The organism is Duganella sp. AC917 (assembly GCF_979258245.1).
The window spans coordinates 4,341,199-4,363,897 of record NZ_OZ409848.1 but is presented as its reverse complement, the minus strand read 5'-3'; the positions used below and the strand labels follow the sequence as shown (position 1 = coordinate 4,363,897).

At 64.1% G+C, this 22,699-nt stretch carries 15 protein-coding genes; 11 read left to right on the top strand and 4 right to left on the bottom strand.

The window, feature by feature from the left end; translation table 11 throughout:
* The first annotated feature begins 86 nt into the window (after nucleotides 1-86).
* The 5 genes from ACZ0BA_RS18980 to ACZ0BA_RS18960 all read left to right on the top strand — a co-directional run bounded on the left by ACZ0BA_RS18980 (nucleotide 87) and on the right by ACZ0BA_RS18960 (nucleotide 7,764).
* Nucleotides 87-2,849 carry a TonB-dependent receptor gene (locus tag ACZ0BA_RS18980; protein WP_463452759.1) on the top strand — a complete coding sequence of 921 codons (2,763 nt, stop codon included), beginning with the start codon at nucleotides 87-89 and terminating at the stop codon, nucleotides 2,847-2,849.
* Between the two features lie 107 nt (nucleotides 2,850-2,956).
* Nucleotides 2,957-4,276, top strand: a complete 1,320-nt coding sequence (locus ACZ0BA_RS18975) for a cyanophycinase (RefSeq protein WP_463452758.1) — start codon at nucleotides 2,957-2,959, stop codon at nucleotides 4,274-4,276.
* Nucleotides 4,277-4,350: 74 nt separating this feature from the next.
* Nucleotides 4,351-5,610 (top strand): cyanophycinase, encoded by a 1,260-nt coding sequence (locus ACZ0BA_RS18970; RefSeq protein ID WP_463452757.1) that lies wholly within the window; start codon nucleotides 4,351-4,353, stop codon nucleotides 5,608-5,610.
* 64 nt (nucleotides 5,611-5,674) lie between these two features.
* Nucleotides 5,675-7,126 (top strand): IgA Peptidase M64, encoded by a 1,452-nt coding sequence (locus ACZ0BA_RS18965; RefSeq protein ID WP_463452756.1) that lies wholly within the window; start codon nucleotides 5,675-5,677, stop codon nucleotides 7,124-7,126.
* Between the two features lie 158 nt (nucleotides 7,127-7,284).
* Complete coding sequence (locus ACZ0BA_RS18960) at nucleotides 7,285-7,764, top strand: hypothetical protein (protein ID WP_463452755.1); 480 nt, start codon at nucleotides 7,285-7,287, stop codon at nucleotides 7,762-7,764.
* A gap of 94 nt (nucleotides 7,765-7,858) precedes the next feature.
* On the opposite strand, the gene parC is transcribed toward ACZ0BA_RS18960, so the two are convergent.
* Together parC and ACZ0BA_RS18950 are read right to left on the bottom strand one after the other, a co-directional pair.
* Entirely contained in the window at nucleotides 7,859-10,276 is a 2,418-nt protein-coding gene (gene parC / locus ACZ0BA_RS18955; protein ID WP_463452754.1) for a DNA topoisomerase IV subunit A, read from the bottom strand.
* A gap of 12 nt (nucleotides 10,277-10,288) precedes the next feature.
* Entirely contained in the window at nucleotides 10,289-12,286 is a 1,998-nt protein-coding gene (locus ACZ0BA_RS18950; protein WP_463452753.1) for a DNA topoisomerase IV subunit B, read from the bottom strand.
* A 348-nt stretch (nucleotides 12,287-12,634) separates the two neighbouring features.
* Here ACZ0BA_RS18950 and ACZ0BA_RS18945 point away from each other — a divergent pair, with 348 nt between their 5' ends.
* A complete protein-coding gene (locus tag ACZ0BA_RS18945; protein ID WP_463452752.1) occupies nucleotides 12,635-13,402 on the top strand; it encodes a TorF family putative porin in 768 nt (255 codons plus the stop codon).
* A gap of 41 nt (nucleotides 13,403-13,443) precedes the next feature.
* On the opposite strand, the gene ACZ0BA_RS18940 is transcribed toward ACZ0BA_RS18945, so the two are convergent.
* A complete protein-coding gene (locus ACZ0BA_RS18940; protein WP_463452751.1) occupies nucleotides 13,444-14,016 on the bottom strand; it encodes a hypothetical protein in 573 nt (190 codons plus the stop codon).
* On the bottom strand, nucleotides 14,013-14,951 hold the full coding sequence (gene dapA, locus ACZ0BA_RS18935; protein WP_463452750.1) for a 4-hydroxy-tetrahydrodipicolinate synthase: 939 nt from the start codon (nucleotides 14,949-14,951) through the stop codon (nucleotides 14,013-14,015). Before dapA ends, ACZ0BA_RS18940 begins: the two co-directional genes overlap by 4 nt.
* A gap of 299 nt (nucleotides 14,952-15,250) precedes the next feature.
* On the opposite strand from dapA, the gene kdpF reads away from it, so the two are divergent.
* Genes kdpF through kdpD form a run of 5 tightly spaced genes read left to right on the top strand, consistent with a single transcriptional unit; the run spans nucleotide 15,251 to nucleotide 22,699 of the window.
* On the top strand, nucleotides 15,251-15,340 hold the full coding sequence (kdpF, locus tag ACZ0BA_RS18930; protein ID WP_463452749.1) for a K(+)-transporting ATPase subunit F: 90 nt from the start codon (nucleotides 15,251-15,253) through the stop codon (nucleotides 15,338-15,340).
* Nucleotides 15,340-17,166 (top strand): potassium-transporting ATPase subunit KdpA, encoded by a 1,827-nt coding sequence (kdpA, locus tag ACZ0BA_RS18925; protein ID WP_463452748.1) that lies wholly within the window; start codon nucleotides 15,340-15,342, stop codon nucleotides 17,164-17,166. Before kdpF ends, kdpA begins: the two co-directional genes overlap by 1 nt.
* Nucleotides 17,167-17,199: 33 nt before the next feature.
* On the top strand, nucleotides 17,200-19,284 hold the full coding sequence (kdpB, locus tag ACZ0BA_RS18920; protein WP_463454786.1) for a potassium-transporting ATPase subunit KdpB: 2,085 nt from the start codon (nucleotides 17,200-17,202) through the stop codon (nucleotides 19,282-19,284).
* Nucleotides 19,285-19,294: 10 nt separating this feature from the next.
* On the top strand, nucleotides 19,295-19,897 hold the full coding sequence (gene kdpC, locus ACZ0BA_RS18915) for a potassium-transporting ATPase subunit KdpC (RefSeq protein WP_463452747.1): 603 nt from the start codon (nucleotides 19,295-19,297) through the stop codon (nucleotides 19,895-19,897).
* A gap of 15 nt (nucleotides 19,898-19,912) precedes the next feature.
* Nucleotides 19,913-22,699 carry a two-component system sensor histidine kinase KdpD gene (gene kdpD / locus ACZ0BA_RS18910; RefSeq protein ID WP_463454785.1) on the top strand — a complete coding sequence of 929 codons (2,787 nt, stop codon included), beginning with the start codon at nucleotides 19,913-19,915 and terminating at the stop codon, nucleotides 22,697-22,699.

Below are 22,699 nucleotides of genomic sequence, written 5' to 3'. Positions count from 1 at the left end.
CGATGTGCGTACAGTTAGTTGATTAGAATTATTAACATATATCATAACTACCGGCGAGAGAGAAAAATATGGCAGAAGTGCACGGCATGCGAATTTCCACGATGGCGCGCTCGGTGCGCCGCGCGATCGGTCTGGGCGCGGTCATCGGCGTCCTTGGCCAACCTGGTCTGGCCCTGGCGCAGGATGCCTCCGCGCAGGACGCGCCGGCGCCGGCCGCCAAGCCGATGCCGCGTGTGGAAATCACCGGCTCGGCGATCAGGCGCATCGAGTCGGAGACGGCGTTGCCGGTCCAGGTCATCACCCGCGAGGAAATCGACAAGGTGGGTGTGACCACCGCCTCGGAAATCCTGGCCCGCCTGTCGGCCAACGTCGGCGGCCTGACCGACGGCGCCAGCATCAATGTCGGCGGCGACCAGCGCGGCTTCAACAGCGCCAACCTGCGCGGCATCGGCACCTCGTCGACGCTGGTGCTGCTCAACGGCCGGCGCATGGCCAATTTCGCCTCGCCCGGCGACGACACCGGCGTCGACCTCAATAACATCCCGGCCGCGGCGATCCAGCGCGTCGAAGTGCTGCTCGACGGCGCCTCGGCGCTGTACGGCACCGACGCCATCGGCGGCGTGATCAACTTCATCACGCGCAAGGATTACCAGGGCGTGGAGCTGAACGCCTACGGCCTCAAAACCGAAGAAGGCGGCGCCGGCAAGCGCAAAGCCAGCATCACGGCCGGTTTCGGCGACCTGGCCAAGGACGGCTTCAACGTCTTCGCCGTGGCCGACATCCAGAAATCGAACGCGCTGAGCACCTCGCAGCGCGACTTCATCGGCGATCTGCGGGTGCCCGAGCGCCTGCCGCACCTGTTGTCTGGTTATACGTCGCCGGCCAACATCCGCCTCTCCAGCGCCCAGCGCGACGAACTGCAGGCCCAGAATTTCCTCATCAACGGCAAGCCGATCACCAACCGCACCATCAATCCATCGGTGCCGACCTGCGCGGCGCCGGCCAACCTGTATCTGCCGGCCGGCATCGGCGGCATCGACGCCTGCACCTACGATTACATGCGCGACACCGAGTTGTTCCCCAAATCGGACAAGACCAACCTGCTCACGCGCGGCGTACTGCAGCTCACGCCGAACAGCCAGTTGTACGCCGAGGTGGCGCTGAGCCGCTCGAAAACCTGGTACATCGGCTCCGGCGCGCGCGCCGACGACGCCGAAATCGACTACAAGAAGATTCCGGCCTTTGCCGGCTTCACGCTGTCGCCGGAGGAGGATGCCGATCCGGACGCGCCGGTCACCGTCGGCCTGCGCATGCGCATGAACGAGGCCGGCCGCCGCGCCACCGAGTTGACCAGCGAAAGCCAGCGCTACGTGGTCGGCCTGACCGGCACCGCCGCCGGCTGGGACTATGATTTCGGCGTCAACCACAGCGTCAACAAGATCAAGGACCGCGACACCCACGGTTACCTGCTGAAGGACCGGATGCTGCAGGGGATCGCCGATGGCCTGATCAATCCATTCGGGCCATCGAGCCAGGCCGGCATCGATCTGCTCAACGGCATCCAGGTCGACGACGTCGCGCGGCGCGCGCGCGGCACCATGGATTCGGTCGATTTCAAGCTGTCGCACGCGATCGGCGCGCTGCCCGGCGGCGACGCCGCGCTGGCCGTCGGCGGCGAGTACCGCCGCGAACGCACCAGTTACAACCCGTCGGAGCTGCTGTTGAGCGACAACATCAACAACGATCCGGCGCCGGAGGAGGAGCGCGCCTACAGCAACAGCCGCAAGGTCAAGGCGGTGTACGGCGAGCTGCTGCTGCCGTTCACCAAGCAGTGGGAGGCGCAGCTGTCGGCCCGTTACGACCACTATCAGGTGATCGGCGGCGCCGCCAGCCCGAAGGTCGGCGTCAGCTACACCCCGACCAAGACCATGCTGTTCCGCGCCTCGGCCGGCCGCGGCTTCCGCGCGCCGTCGATGACCGACCTGTATCGCTCGACTATATATAGTGTCACCGCCACCTTGCCCGATCCGGTCGCCTGCGCGGTGGAAGACGCCACCCTGGCCGATTGCGCGGACAACTGGAGCACGCGCCGCTATTCGAACGTCAACCTCAAGCCCGAGCGCAGCCGCCAGTTCTCGACCGGCATGGTGATCCAGCCCAGCAAAAACGCCTCGATGACGATCGACTACTGGAACATCAAGCGCACCGATTTGATCAGCGAGATCGGCGACGATATCATCCTCGGCAACCTGGCCAAGTACGGCAACCTGGTGCACCGCGACGACGATGGCGTGATCGACTACATCGAACTGCGCAAGGAAAACCGCGGCGCGCAAAAAGCGTCCGGCATCGACGTGATCCTCGATTACAGCGGCGTGCGCACCTGGGCCGGCAATTTCGGCGGGCGCCTGTCGGGTACCTATGTGCTCAACTCGAAGATCCAGAACGACAACAACGACCCGTTTGTGAGCAATCTGGGACGCTTCGTCACCGACGGCGTGGTGCAGCGCTGGCGCCATACCATCAACTTCGACTGGGACAAGGGACCGTATTCGGCCACGCTGTCGAACACCTTCTCGAGCGGCTACCATGACCAGAACTCGGCCATCAACACCGACGACGGCACGGTGGTGGCGCCGAACGACGTCAGCTCGTATTCGCTGTGGGACCTGTCGGGGGCATGGCAGGTGAGCAAGTCCTTCAAGCTGCGCGCCGGCATCCAGAACCTGTTCGACAAGGCGCCGCCGTTCTCCAACCAGGCGTATTTCTTCCTGTCCGGTTACGATCCGACCTACACCGACCCGCGTGGCCGCCGCTTCTTCGCCAGCGCCACTTACGCATTCAAATGAAAGCCCCCACAATGTAATACATGCTTAAGTAATTGATTGGTATCATCTGTATTACCACGGCGCCGCGCGTAAGCCCCCGGCGCCGGTTTCATCATTGGAAGGGCAACATGAAATTTACAGGTTTTACGTTCCAGCGCCTTTGCTTGCTTTGGCTGCTGGTGTTCGCCGGCGTCAGCGCGCATGCGGCCCAGGGAGCGGCCGCCGCGTCGTCGGCCAAGGCGCAGTCGGGAACCAAGGCCAGCAAACCTGCCAAGGCGGTGCCGCCGCCCAAGCCGGTGCTGGCGCCGCCGGCGGGCAACCTGGTCATCATCGGCGGCGGCCTGCGCGCCGACAACGCGGAAGTCTGGCAGCGCATCGTGCAGCTGGCCGGTGGCCGTGGCGCGCGCATCGGCGTGTTCGGATCGGCCTCGATCAATCCGGAGAAGTCGGCGCAGAACACGGTTAACAAACTCAATCAATACGGCGCCCAGGCGTTCTTCATCCCGCTCGGCGTGACCCTGCCCAACAGCGATTACCGCAAGGCCGCCGAGGATCCGGAGGTGGTGGCGCTGATCCACTCGGCCACCGGCATCTACTTCACCGGCGGCGACCAGGCCCGCATCACCAAGGCGCTGGTGCGGCCGGACGGCTCGCGTACGCTAGCGCTGGAGGCGGTGTGGGACGTCTACCGCGACGGCGGCGTGGTGGCCGGCTCCAGCGCCGGCGCGGCGATCATGAGCACGACCATGTTCTACGACGCCAAGGCGACGCTGGACATGCTCAAGCAGGGCGTCACCGAGGGCAACGAGATCGCCCCGGGCCTGGGCTTCATCGGCGACGACGTCTTCGTCGACCAGCATTTGCTGGTGCGCGGCCGCTTCGCCCGCATGATCCCGGTGATGTTGAAAAAAGGTTATCAGATCGGTCTGGGCATCGACGAGAACAGCGCGATGGTGGTCAACGCCCGCCGCGACGTGGAAATCATCGGCTACAGTGGCGCGCTGCTGCTCGATCTGTCGGCGGCGATCACGGACCGCGGCATCAAGGGTTTCAATATTAGTAACGCCACCATCAGTTATCTGGACCGGGGCGACAAATTCAACCTGGTGTCGCGCGAGTTCACGCCATCGGCCGACAAGGCGGACAACAAGCTCGATCCGAACCAGCCGGATACGCGCGGCACCGTCTTCACCAACGACATCCTCGGGAACAACGCGGTGTTGGACCTGATGGTGAACCTGATCGACAACGCCCAGCAGGAGGCCATCGGCATCGCCTTCGGCAACCCGCGCGACTCGGCGCCGGACATCGGCTTTGAATTCCGCTTCAGTAAAACCATCAATAGCGTCGGTTACAGCTCCACCGAGGTGGAGGCCTATTCGGTGCTCAAGCTGAGGATGGACATCCGGCCGATCCAACTGCAGCAGCCGCTTTACCGATACCGGTAGCGGGCAAATCGGGTTATATTCGACGGGACGGCGCTTAAAGCACCGTCCCGTTTTTATTTGGGGAGTCGGCTGCCATGCGCACACCAGGCACCATGTTGAAGCACCTGATCCGGATGGTCCTGATGCTGGCCGTTCCGCTTGATGCAGCAGCGGCTGCTGCCGCTGCTGCGTCGGCGTCGCCTGCTCCCAAGGGTACGCTGGTGATCATCGGCGGCGGTCTGCGGGGCGACAACGCCGAAGTCTGGCAGCGCATCGTCGCGCTGGCCGGCGGGCCGGGCGCGCGCATCGCCGTGCTGCCGTCGGCGGCGGCCGATCCGCAGCGGACGGGCGACATGATCGTCGGCCGCCTCAATGGCTACGGCGCGGCGGCCTTCGTGGTGCCGCTGGCGGTGCGTCTGCCCGGCAGCGATTTCCGCCAGGTGGCCGAGGATGGCGAACAGGCGGCGGCCGTGCGCGGCGCCGGTGGCGTGTTCTTCTCTGGCGGCGACCAGTCCCGCATCACCCAGGCGCTGGTGCGCGAGGACGGCAGCCGCAGCGCGGTGCTGGAGGCGGTGTGGGACGTCTACCGCAAAGGCGGCGTGGTGGCCGGCGACAGCGCGGGCGCCGCCATCATGAGCAGCACCATGTTTTATTCGCCCCAATCGGTGTTCGGCACCCTGCGCGGCGGCGTCAACGACGGCCGCGAGATCGCGCCCGGCCTGGGCTTCATCGGCGACGATGTCTTCGTCGACCAGCACCTGCTGGTGCGTGGACGCTTCGCCCGCATGATCCCGGCGATGCTAAAGAAAGGCTACAAATTCGGACTGGGGATCGACGAGAACACCGCGATGGTGGTCGACAACCGCCGCAACGTGGAAATCGTCGGCCACAAGGGCGCGCTGCTAATCGACCTGTCGCGCGCGACCACCGACACCGCCAGCGCCGGCTTCAACATCTCCAATGCGGTGATCAGCTATCTGGACCGGGGCGACCGCTACGATTTGGCCTCGCATACCTTCACGCCGTCCGAGGCCAAGGCCGGCGGCCGGCTGCGGGCCGCGCATGAAGTACTGCATCAGCCGGTGTTCTCGCCCGATATCCTTGGTAGGAACGCGGTGGTGGAGCTGATGGAAAGCCTGATCGTCAACCGCCGCGTGGAGGCGATCGGCATCGCCACCAGCGGGCCGCAATCGCTGCTGCCGGAACTGGGCTTCCAGTTCACCTTCCGGAAAACGCGCGATAGCGTCGGCTATGCATCGGCGTCGGCGGCGCCGCAAAGCTACTCGATCCTTAACGTGAGGCTCGATATCCGCCCGCTCGATATCGGGCAGTCGCTGACGACGCCGAAAAACTAGGCAGGTCCGGGGCGCGACGGGATTAAAATAGCGGACACGTTTTCAATCGACCGCCAGGATTCCCATGACACTCTTTGCACGCTCTCGAGGCTTGATCGCCGCGCTGTTTATATCGGCGCTATCCGCCGGCGCCGTTTGCGCGGCCGCCACGCCGGCGGCGACCGACCAGCCGGCCACCGTCCGCCTCGACTACATCCACAGCGGCAACGCGCTCAACGAGCAGTACGCGATGGAACGCGTGGTGATCGAGCCGCTGCCGTGGCCGGGCGACATGCGCCGCACCATCGATGACACCAATCGCGGCAACAACCTGGTGGAGGTGGTCGACGCCGCATCCGGCAAGCTGCTGTACTCGCGCGGTTTTTCAACCGTGTTCGCCGAATGGGCCAGCACCGAGGAAGCCGGCAAGACCAATCGCGGCTTCCAGGAGTCGGTGCGCTTTCCGAAACCGGACAAGCCGGTGAAAGTGCGCATCCTCAAGCGCGACGAGCGCGGCGCCTTCTCCGTGGTGTGGACGACCAGCGTCGACACCGACGCGATGGACGTGGTGCGCAAGCAGGCGCCCGCGCCGGAAAAGCCGATCGGCATCCGCGTCAACGGCCCGTCGAAGGACAAGGTCGACCTGCTGATTTTGGGCGACGGCTACACGGCCGGCGAGATGAAGAAGTTCGAGGCGACCGCGCGCCGCCTGGCCGACCATCTGTTTAACACCTCGCCGTTCAAGGAGCGCGCCAAGGACTTCAACGTCTGGGCGCTGGCCTTGCCGACGCAGGAATCGGGGGTGTCGCGGCCATCGACCGGCGTGCACCATTCGTCGCCGCTGGGCACCCGCTACGACATCTTCGGCAGCGAGCGTTATGTGCTGACCACCGACAACCGCGCGCTGCGCGAACTGGCGCAGAACGCGCCCTACGAATTCATCGAAATCCTCGTCAACAACGACACCTATGGCGGAGGCGGCATCTTCGGCCAGTTCAGCACGGCGGCGGCCAACAACGATTGGGCCAACTATCTGTTTGTGCACGAATTCGGCCACCACTTCGCCGGACTGGCGGACGAGTACTACACCTCGCCGGTGGCTTACGCCACGGGCGGCGCCACGCGCCCGGAGCCTTGGGAGCCGAATGCGACGGCGCTGCACGATCCGACCAACGTAAAGTGGAAAAAGTTCGTCAAGCAGGGCACGCCGTTGCCGACGCCGTGGAAGAAGGACGACTACGAGGCGGCGTCGCGCGAGTACCAGAAGGAGCGCGTCGCGCTGCGCAAAGCCGACCGGCCGGAGTCGGAGATGAGCGCCTTGTTCCATAAGGACCTTCAGCACACCAACGAACTGTTCTCGCGCGATCCGAACCGCCACGTGGTGGGCGCCTTCGAAGGCGCCAACTACGAGGCCAAGGGTTATTACCGTCCCGAGATGCAGTGCATCATGTTCGACCGCAGCGACAAATTCTGTTCCGTGTGCGCGGACGGGATCAGCACCATCATCGATCTCTACTCCCGTCCGAAAAGCGAATAATCGGTTTAAGTACGCTACCGTACAGAGTTCATCGGCTTGGGTTGCTATTCTGGATACGTGATCTGGCGCTTCTAAACAAGAGCGCGACGCAGGCAAGGCCCGAGGCCCTGCCTTAATAAGATAAGAACGCATCCAAATTAAACTTGAGAGGAAATATCATGAGCAAAATCATCGCTACCCTGATCGCCGGCCTGTTCGCAACCGCAGCTTTCGCACAGACCCCTGCACAGACCAACGAAGTCGCCAAGGCGCAGCAAGAAGCCAACAAGGACGTCGCCAAGGCTGAACAGAAAGAGATGAAAGTTGACGCTAAAGCCGACAAGAAAGCCAACAAGGCCGTCGCTAAAGCCAACCAGTCCCACGACGAAGCCCAGGCTAAAGTAAACGTGGAAGCCGCCAAAGCGAACGAAAAAATCGCCAAGGCAGACCCGGAAGACAAAGCCAAAGCCGCCGCCAAAGGCGAAAAGAACATCGCTAAAGCCGAAGAAAAGGCCAACAAAAAGGCCGTGAAAGCCGACGCCAAAGCGATCAAGGCAACCGTTGACGCCACCGAAGACAAAGCGCTGGCCGCCAACAAGACCGATGCTGTCAAAGCCAAATCGGCAGCAGAAGTTAAAGAAGCCGCCGCTAAGCATTAATTAGCGCGCAATAGAAAAAAGACGGGCTTGCCCGTCTTTTTTTTCGTCCAGAGATTTGTCGATCCGGGGTCGGTAACGTGACCCCGGAGTTGTATCAGACGATAGGGGTGAGCGAGGTTGGCTTGATCTTCGTCGCCAGTGCCTTGCCTTTGCGGGCGCGCTTGCCGAAGTGGACCGCCAGGGCCGACGCCGACAGACGCTCTTCCTGCGCTTTGCCGCCACGTCCGATGCCGGAGACGATCACGCCTTTCTGGCTGATCGGCTTGGCCGCGATCAAGGTCTCCTTGTCGTCCAGTTCCATCAGGATGACGCCGCGGCCGCCGTTGGTCAGCACCTTCATTTCGTCCATGCCGAACACCAGCACCCGCGCGTTGGCCGACAATACCGCGACCGCGCTCGCGCCATCGGCCACCACCGCCGGCGGCAGCGGCACGTCGCCCTCGTCGAGGGTGACGAAGGCCTTGCCGCCCTTGATGCGGCTGACCATGTCGCCGGCCTTGGCGATGAAGCCGAAGCCCGCGCTGGTGGCCATCATCAGTTGCGTCGCGGCGGGACCGGCGAAGTAGTGCTGGATGCGCGCGCCGGAAGCCAGGTCGATCAAGGTGGTGATCGGCACGCCGTCGCCGCGCGCGTTCGGCAGCGCAGCCACGGGCACCGAGTACACCTTGCCGTTGCTGCCAAAGGCGAGCAGGTTGTCGACCGTGCGGCATTCGAACGCGCCGTACAGCGTGTCGCCTGCCTTGAACGTGAATTGCGTGGCGTCGTGGCCGATGCCGGTGCGCGCGCGTATCCAGCCTTTTTCCGAGATGATGACGGTGACCGGTTCGTCCACCACCTTCTGTTCGACCACGGCTTTTTGCGCTTCTTCGATCAGCGTGCGGCGGGCGTCGCCGTATTGCTTGGTGTCGGCTTCGATTTCCTTGATGATGGCGCGCTTCATCGACGATGGATTGTCGAGCAGGTCCTGCAGCAGCTGCTTTTCTTTGCGCAGTTCGGCCAATTCCTGTTGGATCTTGATCGCTTCGAGCCTTGCCAGTTGGCGCAGGCGGATTTCCAGGATGTCTTCGGCCTGGATGTCCGACAGGCGGAAGCGCTCCATCAGCGCCGCTTTCGGTTCGTCCGAGTTGCGGATGATGTGGATCACTTCATCGATGTTCAGCAGGATGGTCTCGCGGCCTTCCAGGATATGGATGCGCGCGTCGACCTTGCCCAGCTTGAACTTGGTGCGGCGGGTGACGGTGATGAAGCGGAAGTCGATCCATTCCTGCAGAATCTCGCCCAGGCCTTTTTGGCGCGGACGGCCATCGCCGCCGATCATCACGAGGTTGATCGACGCCGACGATTCGAGCGAGGTATGCGCCAGCAGCATCAGCATGAATTCCGTCTGATCCTGGTTCTTCGACTTCGGTTCGAACACCAGGCGCACCGGCGCCGCGCGGCCCGATTCGTCGCGGATGGTGTCGAGCGAGTTGAGGATCAGCGATTTGAGCGCCATCTGTTCCGGCGACAGCGCCTTCTTGCCCATCTTGATCTTGGGATTGGTCAGCTCCTCGATCTCTTCGAGCACTTTCTGCGACGAGGTGCCCGGTGGCAGTTCGGTGACCACCGCCTGCCACTGGCCGCGCGCCAGCTCTTCGATCTTCCAGCGCGCGCGCACCTTCATGCTGCCACGCCCGTTGGCGTACATCTCGCTGATCTGCGCCGCCGGCGTGATGATCTGGCCACCGCCCGGGAAGTCCGGACCCGGCACCAGCGCCATCAACTCGCTGTGCGAGATCTTCGGATTGCGGATCATGGCGACGGCCGCCTGCGTGACCTCGCCCAGGTTGTGCGACGGGATTTCCGTCGCCAGGCCCACCGCGATACCGGAGGCGCCGTTCAGCAGCACCATCGGCAGGCGTGCCGGCAGCAGGCACGGTTCCTCGGTGGAGCCGTCGTAGTTGGCCTGGAATTCGACCGTGCCCAGGTTGATCTCGTCGAGCAGCACCTTGGCGATTGGCGTGAGCCGCGCCTCGGTGTATCGCATCGCCGCCGCGCCGTCGCCGTCGCGCGAGCCGAAGTTACCCTGGCCGTCGACCAGCGGATAGCGCAGCGAGAAGTCCTGCGCCATGCGCACCATGGCGTCGTACACCGACTGGTCGCCGTGCGGGTGCAGTTTGCCCAGCACGTCGCCAACCACGGTGGCCGATTTGCGCGGCTTGGCGGTCGGGTTCAGGCCCATTTCGTTCATTGCGTACAGAATGCGGCGCTGTACCGGCTTCTGGCCGTCGCACACGTCCGGCAACGCGCGGCCCTTGACCACCGAGATGGCGTAATCGAGGTAGGCGCGTTCGGCGAAGGTGGACAGGGTCAGCGTTTCGCCGCCGTCGCCACCGTTACCGCCATCGCCGCCGTCGGGCGGACCGTCGCCGTCGCCGCCTTGTGGCGGAACGGGAGGCACAGGGGGCTGCGGCGGCTGGCCGGCTTGGGCCGGCGCCGCTGCGGATTCGTCAAAGAGATTTGCTTGAGTCATAGTCGTTCAAAATTAAATATCGGCTTCGGCTTCGTTGCCGTGTTCTTCGATCCACGCGCGGCGGGCGGCGGCTTCGCCTTTACCCATCAGCATATTGAAGCGCGCGGCCGATTCGCCGTGGGCGAAAGCGCCTAGCGACACCGGCAGCAGGCGGCGGGTGTCCGGATTCATCGTGGTTTCCCACAGCTGTTCGGCGTTCATCTCGCCCAGGCCTTTGAAGCGGGAGATCGACCAGGCGCCTTCCTTCAGGCCGTCCTTGCGCAGCTTGTCCTCGATGGCCACCAGCTCGCCCGGATCGAGCGCGTACAGTTTCTGGATCGGCTTCTTGCCGCGCGCCGGCGCGTCCACGCGGTACAGCGGCGGACGCGCGATGCAGACATTACCGTTGGCGATCAGGCCCGGGAAGTGCTTGAAGAAGAGCGTCAGCAGCAGCACCTGGATATGCGAGCCGTCGACGTCCGCATCGGAGAGGATGCAGATTTTGCCGTAGCGCAGACCGGACAAGTCGGGCGTGCTGTCGGCCGTGTGCGGGTCGACGCCGATAGCCACCGAGATGTCGTGGATCTCGTTGTTGGCGAACAGGCGGTCGCGGTCCGTCTCCCACGAGTTGAGCACCTTGCCGCGCAGCGGCAGGATGGCCTGGAATTCCTTGTCGCGGCCCATCTTGGCCGAACCACCCGCCGAGTCGCCCTCGACCAGGAACAATTCGGTGCGATGGACGTCGCTCGATTCGCAGTCGGTCAGCTTGCCCGGCAAGACGGCCACGCCGGACGATTTCTTCTTCTCGACTTTTTGCAGGGAGCGCAGGCGCGATTGCGCCTGTTTGATGACCAGCTCCGCCAGCTTTTTGCCGTAATCGACATGGTGGTTCAGCCACAACTCGAGCGCCGGCTTGGAGTAGGTCGACACCAGGCGCACGGCGTCGCGCGAATTGAGGCGTTCCTTGATCTGGCCCTGGAATTGCGGGTCCAGCACCTTGGCCGACAACACGAACGAGACGCGCGCGAACACGTCCTCCGGCAGCAGCTTGACGCCTTTCGGCAGCAGCGAGTGCATCTCGACGAAGTTCTTCACGGCGCCGTACAAGCCGTCGCGCAGGCCCGACTCGTGAGTGCCGCCGTTCGGCGTCGGAATCAGGTTGACGTAAGATTCGCGCACCACCGCGCCTTGCTCGGTCCACGCCACCACCCACGCCGCGCCTTCGCCCTCGGCGAAGCCTTCGGCGTCCGGGCCGGCGAACTGCGCGCCCTCGAACAGCGGGATCAGGGTCTCGCCGTCGGTCGATTGCGCCAGCGCCTCGGTCAGATAGCCGCGCAGGCCGTCGTTGTACTGCCAGGTTTGCGATTCGCCGGTCTTGGCGTTGGCCAGGGTGACGGTCACGCCGGGCAGCAGCACCGCCTTGGAGCGCAGCAGGCGCTGAAGTTCGGTCTGCGAGATCGCCGGCGAGTCGAAGTATTTGGCGTCCGGCCAGGCGGTGACGCGGGTACCGGACTTTTTGCCGTCGCGCGGCGCGACGATGGAGGACAGCGGCTCGACCACGTCGCCGTGTTCGAAGGCCAGCTTGTGCAGGCCGGTGCCATCGGGTTCCTTGCGCCAGACGGTGATCTCCAGGCGCTTCGACAGCGCGTTGGTGACCGATACGCCGACGCCGTGCAGACCGCCCGAGAAGGCGTACGCGCCGCCCGAGCCCTTGTCGAACTTACCGCCTGCGTGCAGGCGGGTGAAGACGATTTCCACCGTCGGCACGCCTTCTTCAGGGTGCAGGCCGACCGGGATGCCGCGGCCGTCGTCTTCGACGGTGATGCTGCCGTCGGCGTTTTGCGTGACGATGATGTTCTTGCAATGGCCGCCCAGCGCCTCGTCGGAGGCATTGTCGATCACTTCCTGGATGATGTGCAGCGGATTTTCGGTGCGGGTGTACATGCCCGGACGTTGCTTGACTGGTTCCAGGCCTTTGAGGACCCGGATGGATGATTCGCTGTAATCGGAAACTGGTTTTTTAGTGGCCATACGTTCAAGCTTGTGATTTTAATACTGGGTTTATGTACAGTTTTATACGTTCGTTTGCGTATTCTATCCTCAACCGGAGGCGATCGAGGCCTAAAACTGGACAAAAAATAGCTGCGGGCCAATTTATACACGATGTTTACAACGGGGACATGACTTTTTAGACCGTTTTTACGGGCGCTTGGATAAGCTGGTTTGTATCGCAACGATCAATCAGGAGTTCGATATGCCCGCTTTTTCCACTTCCCGAAACGCCTCCGGCGCCGAATTCGGCCGCTTTGTCGACCGGCCGGCGTCTTGATCGCGGCGATCCTGTCGCCAAATTTGTCAACCACTAGAAAGAACCGCAACATGAACAAACTAGTACTCGTCGCGGCGATCAGCGCCGCTTTCGTCTGCGGCCAGGCTTGCGCCGAGGATGGCGCGCCGGCCGTCGTCGCCAAGCCGGATAACGAAACCAGCTTCAATGCCGCCGTCGTCTCCGACTACCGTTATCGCGGCATCTCGCAAACCCGCCTGAAACCGGCGCTGCAGGGCGGCGTCGATTATGTGAACAACCCAACCGGTTTATATGTCGGCACCTGGCTGTCGACCATCAAATGGACCAAGGACGCCGGCGGCGATGGCGACGTCGAGGTGGACATTTACGCCGGCAAGCGCGGACAGGTCAGCGAGTCCGTGTCGTACGACGTCGGCGTGCTGACCTACGTTTACCCGTCCAACGACCTCAAAAACGTCCGCGGCTTCGCCAACGCCGACACCACCGAGATCTACGGGCAGCTCGGTTATGGACCCGCCTATATAAAGTACTCGCACGCGGTGACGAATCTGTTTGGCTTCGTCGACAGCAAAAACAGCGGCTATGTGGACATTGGCGCGAATATCGACGCCGGCCAGGGCTTCACCGTCAATCTGCATGCCGGCCACCAGAAGGTGAAGCACAATGACGCCTCCAGCTACACGGACTGGAAGATCGGCGCGACCAGGGACTTCGGCTTGGTGACCGGCGCGCTGGCGGTGATCGGCACGAATGCCGGTAAAACGGCTTACGCTTCGCCGGCCAACGGCAAGTTCCTCGGCAAGACGGCTTTGCAGCTGACGATCAGCAAGGTCTTTTAAGTTATCGGCCTGGATAGGCGAACATCATCCGCCCATCCAGGCTAGCTGTTAAACACTTCCCTGTACAGATGCCGCACTTCCGGCGCGCATAGCACGTTCGGGCATTTGTACATTTCCGGTTCCAGCTCGCTATGGTGCGAGTGATACCCGCCTTGCCCGTCCAATATCAGCATATCGGCCAGCCGCGCGCCAGGCAAGTGCGCGACGAACACCAGCACACACCCGGTTTGATGTGCCGACAGCGGCACGCTGCCATGCGCCACCGTGATCAGGATGCGCGCGCCGGGATTGGCCGATTGCGCTGCGCGCAGGCGTTCAAGAAGCGGCGCATGATCGGACAGCTCCAGCTCTTCACGCCGCAGCAGCGTCACGATCACGCTTGCCCGCGCCAGCGCCGCATCGGCCTTAACGCGCGCCGGCGCCGGCGAGATGCCTGCATCTGCAATCGGCGAGGCGTCGACCACAAGGTCGTCGTACAGCCGGGGATCATAGGCGCCGGGATCGGGGCACACCAACAGCACCCGGTTGCCTGCGGCCACCCGCAGCAGCGCCAGTTCCTCGGCCAGGTCGGAGACATCCCGATTGCCGTCCATTCCGGTGAGCGCGACGATCATATGGCCTCCGCCGTCAGGCGGACATGCGTGGCCGGTTGCTCGGCCTCGCAGCGATAGAAAGGTATTTCATCGAGCTCCTCCAGCGCGGCGGCTATGCCAAGCTTGCATTCGGTGCTGGCGGGTGTCATGGGCAGGCGCAGTTCGTCGCCCATCCGGCCCTGGATCGACAACGCGGCCTTGAGGGGCGCCGGATTCGGCTCGCAGAACAGCAGGCGGATGATTGGCAGCAGACGATCGAACAGGTCGCGCGCGTCCGCGAGCCGCTGCGCGCGCACCAGATCGTATAGCCGCACGTATAAATCAACTCTGATATGCGCGGCGGCCGAGATGGCGCCGTGGCCGCCGCCGCACAGCGCCGCGAACAACAGCGCGTCGTCGCCGCACAGCATCGACAGCGGCGTGCGGCGCACCAGCTCCGTCATCTGCTGCAAGCTGCCGCCGGCTTCCTTGATGCCGATGAATTGCGGGTTGACGGCAAGCCGGCGCGCGGTGGCCAGTTCCAGGTTGACGCCGGTGCGCGCGGGCACGTTGTACAGCACGATCGGCTGCGCCGTGGCGTCGGCGATCGTCTCGAAGTGGCGTATCAGTCCTTCCTGCGATGGCCGCACATAGGCCGGCGTGGAGACCAGGTAGCCGGCCACGCCGGAGTCGTCGAAGCGCAGCGCCTTGCCGGCTGCGGCGAAGGTGTCGCTGCCGCCGATGCCCATCAGGACCGGGCAGCGCTTGCGCGCCACTTCCAGCACCGCCGCCAGCGCGGCGTCCTGCTCGTCGAGGTCCAGCTGCGCCGCTTCGCCCGTGGTGCCACAGACCACCAGGCCGTGGGCGCCCTGGGCGATGAGTCCATCGGCCAGGTTCTGTAACAAGGTCAGGTCGATTTCGCCATGATGCAGCGGTGTGGCCAGCGGCACCCAGATGCCGCGAAGGGAGGTAAGCATGGTTTTCTCAGGTAGTGGCAATCGTTAAAGCTTATGCCGACGTTTGTAAAAATTATCTAAAGAGTCGGGTCCGGGGCGTAAACATCGTGTAAACGCGGACCGGTACAGGATTTTTACGGTTTGTTTACACCGCGTTCCGAAGTCTTTACAAAATCTTTAGACCCTTCCCGCTAACCTTCTCATCATCAAAACAAGACCTGTGAGGGTGTGATGGACATAGTATTTATCGGTGCGATGGTGGTGTTCTTTGCCGTGACCGTGGCGTTTGCCGCAGGTTGCGACAAGCTCGGAGGCCAACCATGACCCTCTTCTACATGATTGGCGCGATCGCCGCCGCCGGCCTGCTGGTGTACCTGATCGTGGCGCTGCTGAAGGCGGAGGAGCTGTGATGACCCTGCAATCGACCATTTTACTGGTGGCTTTCCTGGCTGCCGTCATCGCGCTGGCCTACCCGCTCGGCATCCTGCTGGCGCGCGTCGGCGACGGCGGCGTCATCCCCGGCATGGGCTGGATCGGCAAGATCGAGGCGCTGCTGTACCGCGCCGCCGGTATTGGCGACAAAGGCAGCAAGGACGGCAAACCCGAAGGCCAGAACTGGAAAGCCTACGCCATCGCGCTGCTGGCCTTTAACGGCATCGGTGCGCTGGCCGTCTACGCGCTTCAACGGGTTCAGGCCTTCTTGCCGCTCAATCCCCAGGGCCTGGCCAACGTCAGCCCCGATTCGTCGTTCAACACCGCCGTCAGCTTTGTCGCCAACACCAACTGGCAGGGCTACAGCGGCGAACAGACCATGAGCTACCTGACGCAGATGCTGGTGCTGACGGGGCAGAACTTCTTCTCCGCCGCTACCGGCATGGCCGTCGCATACGCGCTGATACGCGGTTTTTCCTCGCGCTCGGCCAAGTCGATCGGTAACTTCTGGGTCGACGCCACCCGTTCGACCTTGTATGTGCTGCTGCCGCTGTCGCTGGTTTTCGCAGTTTTCCTGATGGGGCAGGGCGTGATCCAGAACTTCTCCGCATATAAAGAAGTCACCTTGCTCGATCCGGTCACCTACACCCAGCCGAAAGTCGGCGCCGATGGCCAGCCGCTGAAGGACGCCAAGGGCGAGCCGGTCACCGAAACGCTGACCGCCACAACGCAAACCATCGCCATGGGGCCGGTCGCTTCGCAGGAAGCCATCAAGATGCTCGGTACCAACGGCGGTGGCTTCTTCAACGCCAATTCGGCGCACCCGTACGAGAACCCGACACCGCTGACGAACTTCCTGCAGATGCTGGCCATCTTCCTGATCCCGGCCGGCTTGTGCTTCGCCTTCGGCCGCATGGTGGGCGATCCGCGCCAGGGCTGGGCGGTGCTGGGCGCGATGACGTTGCTGTTTGTCGTCACCACCGTGGTGGTGCTGGGCGCGGAGCAGCAGGCGCATCCCGCTTTGCAGGCCATGCATGTCGATCAGGCCATGAGCGCGCTGCAATCGGGCGGCAATATGGAAGGCAAGGAGACCCGCTTCGGCATCAGCGCCTCGGCCTTGTTCGCCGCCGTGACGACGGCCGCCTCCTGCGGCGCGGTCAACGCCATGCACGATTCGTTCATGCCGCTGGGCGGAATGATCCCGATGCTGTTGATACAGTTCGGCGAGGTGATCTTCGGCGGCGTCGGCTCGGGCCTGTACGGCATGCTGATCTTCGCCATCATGGCCGTCTTCATCGCCGGCCTGATGATCGGCCGCACGCCGGAATACCTGGGCAAGAAGATCCAGACCTATGAGATGAAGATGACCTCCATCGCCATCCTGGTGACGCCGACCCTGGTGCTGGTTGGCACCGCCATCGCCGTCATGACGGACGTCGGCAAGGCCGGTATCGCCAATCCAGGCGCCCACGGCTTCTCCGAGATCCTGTACGCATTCAGCTCGGCCGCCAACAACAACGGCAGCGCTTTCGCCGGCCTGTCCGCCAACACGCCGTTCTATAACAGCATGCTCGCCGTGGCGATGTGGTTCGGCCGCTTCGCGATGATCGTACCGATCCTGGCGATCGCCGGTTCGCTGGCCGGCAAAAACAGGCTGCAGGCGAATGCCGGCACGATGCCAACCCACGGCCCGATGTTCATCGCGCTGCTGTGCGGCGTGGTGGCGCTGGTCGGCGTGCTCAATTACGTTCCGGCGCTGGCGCTCGGCCCTGTGGTCGATCACTTGCAGCTGTTTGCAAAATAAGGAATCACCATGTCGCAGACTATACAAAAAGAGATGACCATTTTTACCAATCCACCGGTCAAAAAGCAGGGTATGTTCGATAGTGAGCTGCTGATGCCGGCGATCGCCGACTCGTTCCGCAAGCTCAGTCCCGCCACGCAGTTGCGCAGCCCCGTGATGTTCGTGGTCTATGTCGGCAGCATCATCACGACCTTGCTGTATGTGCAGGCGTTGTTCGGTAAGGGCGAGACCAGCCCCGGTTTCATCCTGGCGATCGCCGTCTGGCTGTGGTTCACGGTGCTGTTCGCGAACTTCGCCGAGGCGATGGCCGAGGGGCGCAGCAAGGCACAGGCGGCGTCGCTGCGCAGCCTGAAGCAAACCGTGGTCGCCAAGAAGCTGGCCAGCCCGAAGTACGGCACCACCTGGCTGCCGCAGCCGGCGCTCGATCTGCGCAAGGGGAACTACATCCTGGTGGAGGCGGGTGATGTGATCCCGATCGACGGCGAGGTGATCGAAGGCGTGGCCTCGGTCGACGAGAGCGCCATCACCGGCGAATCGGCGCCCGTGATCCGCGAGTCGGGCGGCGACTTCTCGTCCGTCACCGGCGGCACGCGCGTGCTGTCGGACTGGCTGGTCGTGAAGGTCACGGCCAATCCGGGCGAGACCTTCCTCGACCGAATGATCTCGATGGTCGAAGGCGCCAAGCGCCAGAAAACGCCCAACGAAATCGCGCTGACGATCCTGCTGGTGGCGCTGACGATCGTGTTCCTGATCGTCACCGTGACCTTGCTGCCGTTTTCGCTGTTCTCGGTGGCCGCCAGCGGCAGCGGCGCGCCGGTGACGATCACGGTGCTGATCGCGCTGCTGGTGTGCCTGATCCCGACCACCATCGGCGGCCTGCTGTCGGCCATCGGCGTCGCCGGCATGAGCCGCATGATGCAGGCCAACGTGATCGCCACGTCGGGCCGCGCGGTGGAGGCGGCCGGCGACGTCGATGTGCTGCTGCTCGATAAAACCGGCACCATCACCCTCGGTAACCGCCAGGCGTCGTCGTTCGTGCCCGCGCCCGGCGTGACCGACCAGCAGCTGGCCGATATCGCGCAACTGGCTTCGCTGGCCGACGAGACGCCGGAAGGGCGCAGCATCGTGGTGCTGGCAAAGCAGAAATTCAACCTGCGCGAGCGCGAGATGGCGTCGCTGAACGCGGTGTTCGTGCCGTTCACCGCGCAAACCCGCATGAGCGGCGTCGATATCGGCGACCGCCAGATCCGCAAGGGCGCGGCCGACACCGTGCGCAAGTACGTCGAGGCCATGGGCCTGCCGTATCCGGGCGAAGTGACCCGTGCCGTCGACGACATCTCGCGCCGGGGCAGCACGCCGCTGGTGGTGGTCGACGGCGGCCGCGTGATGGGTGTCGTTGAGCTGAAGGACATCGTCAAAGGCGGCATCAAGGAGCGTTTCGCGGAACTGCGCCGCATGGGCATCAAGACCGTGATGATCACCGGCGACAACAAGCTGACCGCCGCCGCCATCGCCGCCGAGGCGGGCGTGGACGACTTCCTGGCCGAGGCGACGCCGGAGGACAAGCTCAAACTGATACGCAGCTACCAGTCAGAAGGCCGGCTGGTGGCGATGACCGGCGACGGCACCAACGACGCGCCGGCGCTGGCGCAGGCCGACGTCGCGGTGGCGATGAACTCCGGCACGCAGGCGGCAAAGGAGGCCGGCAACATGGTCGATCTGGATTCCAATCCGACCAAACTGCTGGAGATCGTTGAAATCGGCAAGCAGATGCTGATGACGCGCGGCTCGCTGACGACATTCTCGATCTCGAACGATATCGCCAAGTACTTCGCCATCATCCCGGCGGCTTTCGTCGGCACCTATCCGCAACTGAAGGCGCTCGACATCATGCACCTGGCCAGCCCGTCGTCGGCCATCATGTCGGCGGTGATCTTCAACGCGCTGATCATCGTCGCGCTGATCCCGCTGGCGCTCAAGGGCGTGCGTTACCGCGCCATCGGCGCCGTCGCGCTGTTGCGCCGCAACCTGCTGCTGTACGGCGTGGGCGGCATCATCCTGCCTTTCGTCGGCATCAAAGCCATCGACCTGCTGCTGTCGGCGCTCAACCTGGTTTAAGGAGTTCATCATGTCGTTTTCCGCTATTCGTCCCGCCGTCGTCATTTTCGGCGCTTTGACCCTGATCTGCGGCGTGGCCTATCCGCTTGCCGTCACCGGTATCGGCGCCGCCGCGTTTTCTGCCAAGGCGGCCGGCAGTCTGGTGCAAGCCGGTGGCAAAGAGGTCGGCTCCACACTGATCGGGCAGTCGTTTTCGTCGCCGGAGTATTTCTGGGGCCGTCCGTCGGCCACCGGCCCGATGCCCAACAACGCGGCCGGCTCCGGCGGTTCCAACCAGGGACCGAATCATCCGGCGCTGCTGGACGCCGTCAAGGGCCGCATCGACGCGCTCAAGGCGGCCGATCCGTCCAATACCGCCGACATACCGGTCGATCTGGTGACGGCGTCCGCCAGCGGACTCGATCCCGAGATCAGCGTGGCTGCCGCGCGTTATCAGGCCGGTCGCATCGCCGCCGCCCGCAAGCTGCCAGCCAAGCAGGTGCTGGCGCTGATCGAGCGCCACCAGATCGCCCAGGTGTTCGGCTTCTTCGGCGAACCGAGGGTCAATGTGCTGGCGCTGAATATGGCTTTGGATTCGGCGCAAAGGCGGGCGGCAGGGCCGGACAAAGGGTAAAATCACCGCATGTCCATGTTCCCCAACGAGAGCCAACGACCCGACCCCGATGCGCTGCTGGCGCAGGTGCAGGCGCAGGAGCGCAAGGCGTCGCGCGGCAAGCTGCGCATCTACTTCGGCGCCTCGGCCGGCGTCGGCAAGACCTACGCGATGCTTGCCGCCGCCCGCAAGTTACAGGCGGACGGCGAGGCGGTGCTGGTTGGCGTGGTCGAAACCCATGGACGCGGCGAGACCGCCGCCATGCTGGGGGATCTGGACGTGCTGCCACCGAGGCAGATCGAATATCGCGGCAAGACGCTCGGCGAATTCGATCTCGATGGCGCGCTGGCCCGGCGCCCGCGGCTGATCCTCATGGACGAACTGGCGCACTCCAACGCGCCCGGCTCGCGCCATCCCAAGCGCTGGCAGGACATCGAGGAGTTGCTCGACGCCGGCATCGACGTGCTCACCACCGTCAACGTGCAGCATCTTGAAAGCCTCAACGATGTCGTCGGCGGCATCACCGGTATCCGCGTCGGCGAGACGGTGCCCGACACCGTATTCGACCAGGCCGACGAGGTGGTGTTGGTCGACATTCCGGCCGACGAGCTGCTGGCGCGCCTCAAAAGCGGCAAGGTCTATCAGGAGCAGCAGGCCGAACGCGCGTCGAAAAACTTCTTCCGCAAAGGGAATCTGATCGCGCTGCGCGAGCTGGCGCTGCGCCGCACCGCCGACCGGATCGAGGACGACGTGCGCGCCTATCGCGTCGAGCAATCGATCGCCGACATCTGGAAGACCGGCGCGGCGCTGTTGGCCTGCGTCGGCCCGCGTCCGGGTGGCGAGCACACGGTGCGCAGCACGGCGCGGCTGGCCGGCCAGCTGGGTACCGGCTGGCACGCGATCTACGTCGAAACGCCGTCGCTTCACCGGCTGCCGGCCGCGCGGCGCGAGCAGATACTGAAAACCCTCAAGCTGGCGGAGAGCCTGGGCGCGACCACGGCGGTCATCTCCGGGCGCGATATTGCTTTGGCGGCCGTGGAGTACGCGCGCAGTCATAATTTGTCGAAGATCGTGGTCGGCCGCGCCCATCCGACATGGCCGTGGCGCCCGCCGCACATCAAGCGCCTGGCGCTGTATGCGCCCGACCTGGACCTGATCGAGATCGGCCGAGCCAGCAAGGAGACGGAGACGACATCGCTCGCACCCATCGGCAGGGAGGCCGACGCCGATACCTTGGGCGACGCCGACGACAATGTAAAAGTGCCCTGGCTGAGGAGCCGCGCCGCCGGCTACCTGATCGCGGCGACGGCCAGCGTGGTGACCGCGCTGGTGGCGACGCCGCTGGCGGTCTGGCTCGACCTGGCCAATATCGCCATGTTGTTTTTGCTGATGGTGGTGCTGGTGGCGGTGCGCTTCGGCCGGGGGCCTTCGGTGCTCGGCACCTGCGTCAGCGTGGCCTGCTTCGACTTCTTCTTCGTTCCGCCCCGTTTTACCTTTGCCGTGACGGATTTTCAGTACGTGATCACCTTTGTCGTCATGCTGGCGGTGGGTCTGATCACCGGCCACCTGACGGCCGGCCTGCGCTTCGAGGCGCGCATCGCCTCGCAGCGGGAGAAGCGCTCGCGCGCGCTGTACGAATTCGCGCGCGAGCTGTCGGGCGCACTGCAAACCGAGCAAATCTTCGAGACCACACAGGCGGCGATCCAGCGCGCGTTTCGGGCCCGCTCGACCTTGATGGTGCCCGACGACGATGGCCGGCTGCGGATGCCGGCTCCCGGAAACGGTGGCGGCAGCCTGGCCGTCGATGCCGCCTACATCGCGCACCGCTCCGACCTCGACATCGGCATCGCTCAATGGTCGTTCGACCACGCCGAAAGCGCTGGCCTGGGTACCGGCACACTGCCGGCCAGCCGCATTTTCTACCTGCCGCTGGAAGCCCCGATGCGCACGCGCGGCGTGTTGGCGATCGAGCCGGCGAACCCGCGCTGGATACTGATCCCGGAGCAGCGGCAGCAGCTCGATACCTTCGCCGCGCTGGCCGCCATCGCGCTGGAGCGGGTGCACTACATCGAAGTGGCGCAGAATGCGCTGGTCAACATGGAGTCCGAGCGGCTGCGCAACTCGCTGCTGGCCGCGCTGTCGCACGATTTGCGCACGCCGCTGACGTCCCTCGTCGGCCTGTCCGAATCGCTGGCCGGTTCTAAACCGGCGCTGTCTCCCTCGCAGCAGGATATGGCGGTCGCGCTGCACGACGAGGCGCTGCGTATGAGCGCCCTGGTCTCGAATCTGCTCGATATGGCGCGCATCCAGAGCGGGGAGGTCAAGTTCAACCTGCAATGGCAGCCGCTGGAGGAAGTGGTGGGCAGCGCGCTGCGCGCCAGCGGCTCCCAGCTGAAAGGCCATGTGGTGAGCACACGGTTGCCGCCCGGGTTGCCGCTGCTGCGCTACGACGCCGTGTTGATTGAACGGGTGCTGTGCAACCTGGTGGAAAACGCCGGTAAATATACGCCGCCGGGATCCCACATCGTCATCGCCGCCGAGCTGCATGGCGCGTGGATGAATATCCTGGTCTATGATGATGGTCCGGGTTTGCCGCCCGGGCGCGAGGAAGCCGTCTTTGAGAAATTTACGCGCGGCGAGCGGGAATCCGCCAAGCCTGGCGTCGGCCTGGGGCTGGCGATCTGCCGCGCCATCGTCGAGGCGCACGGCGGGCGCATCGCGTCGGCGCCATCGCCGTTGGGCGGAGCGGGCTTCGCGCTCGCACTGCCACTTGGCACACCGCCGGAAATGCCGGAGCTGCACGAGCTGGAACAGGATAGCTGA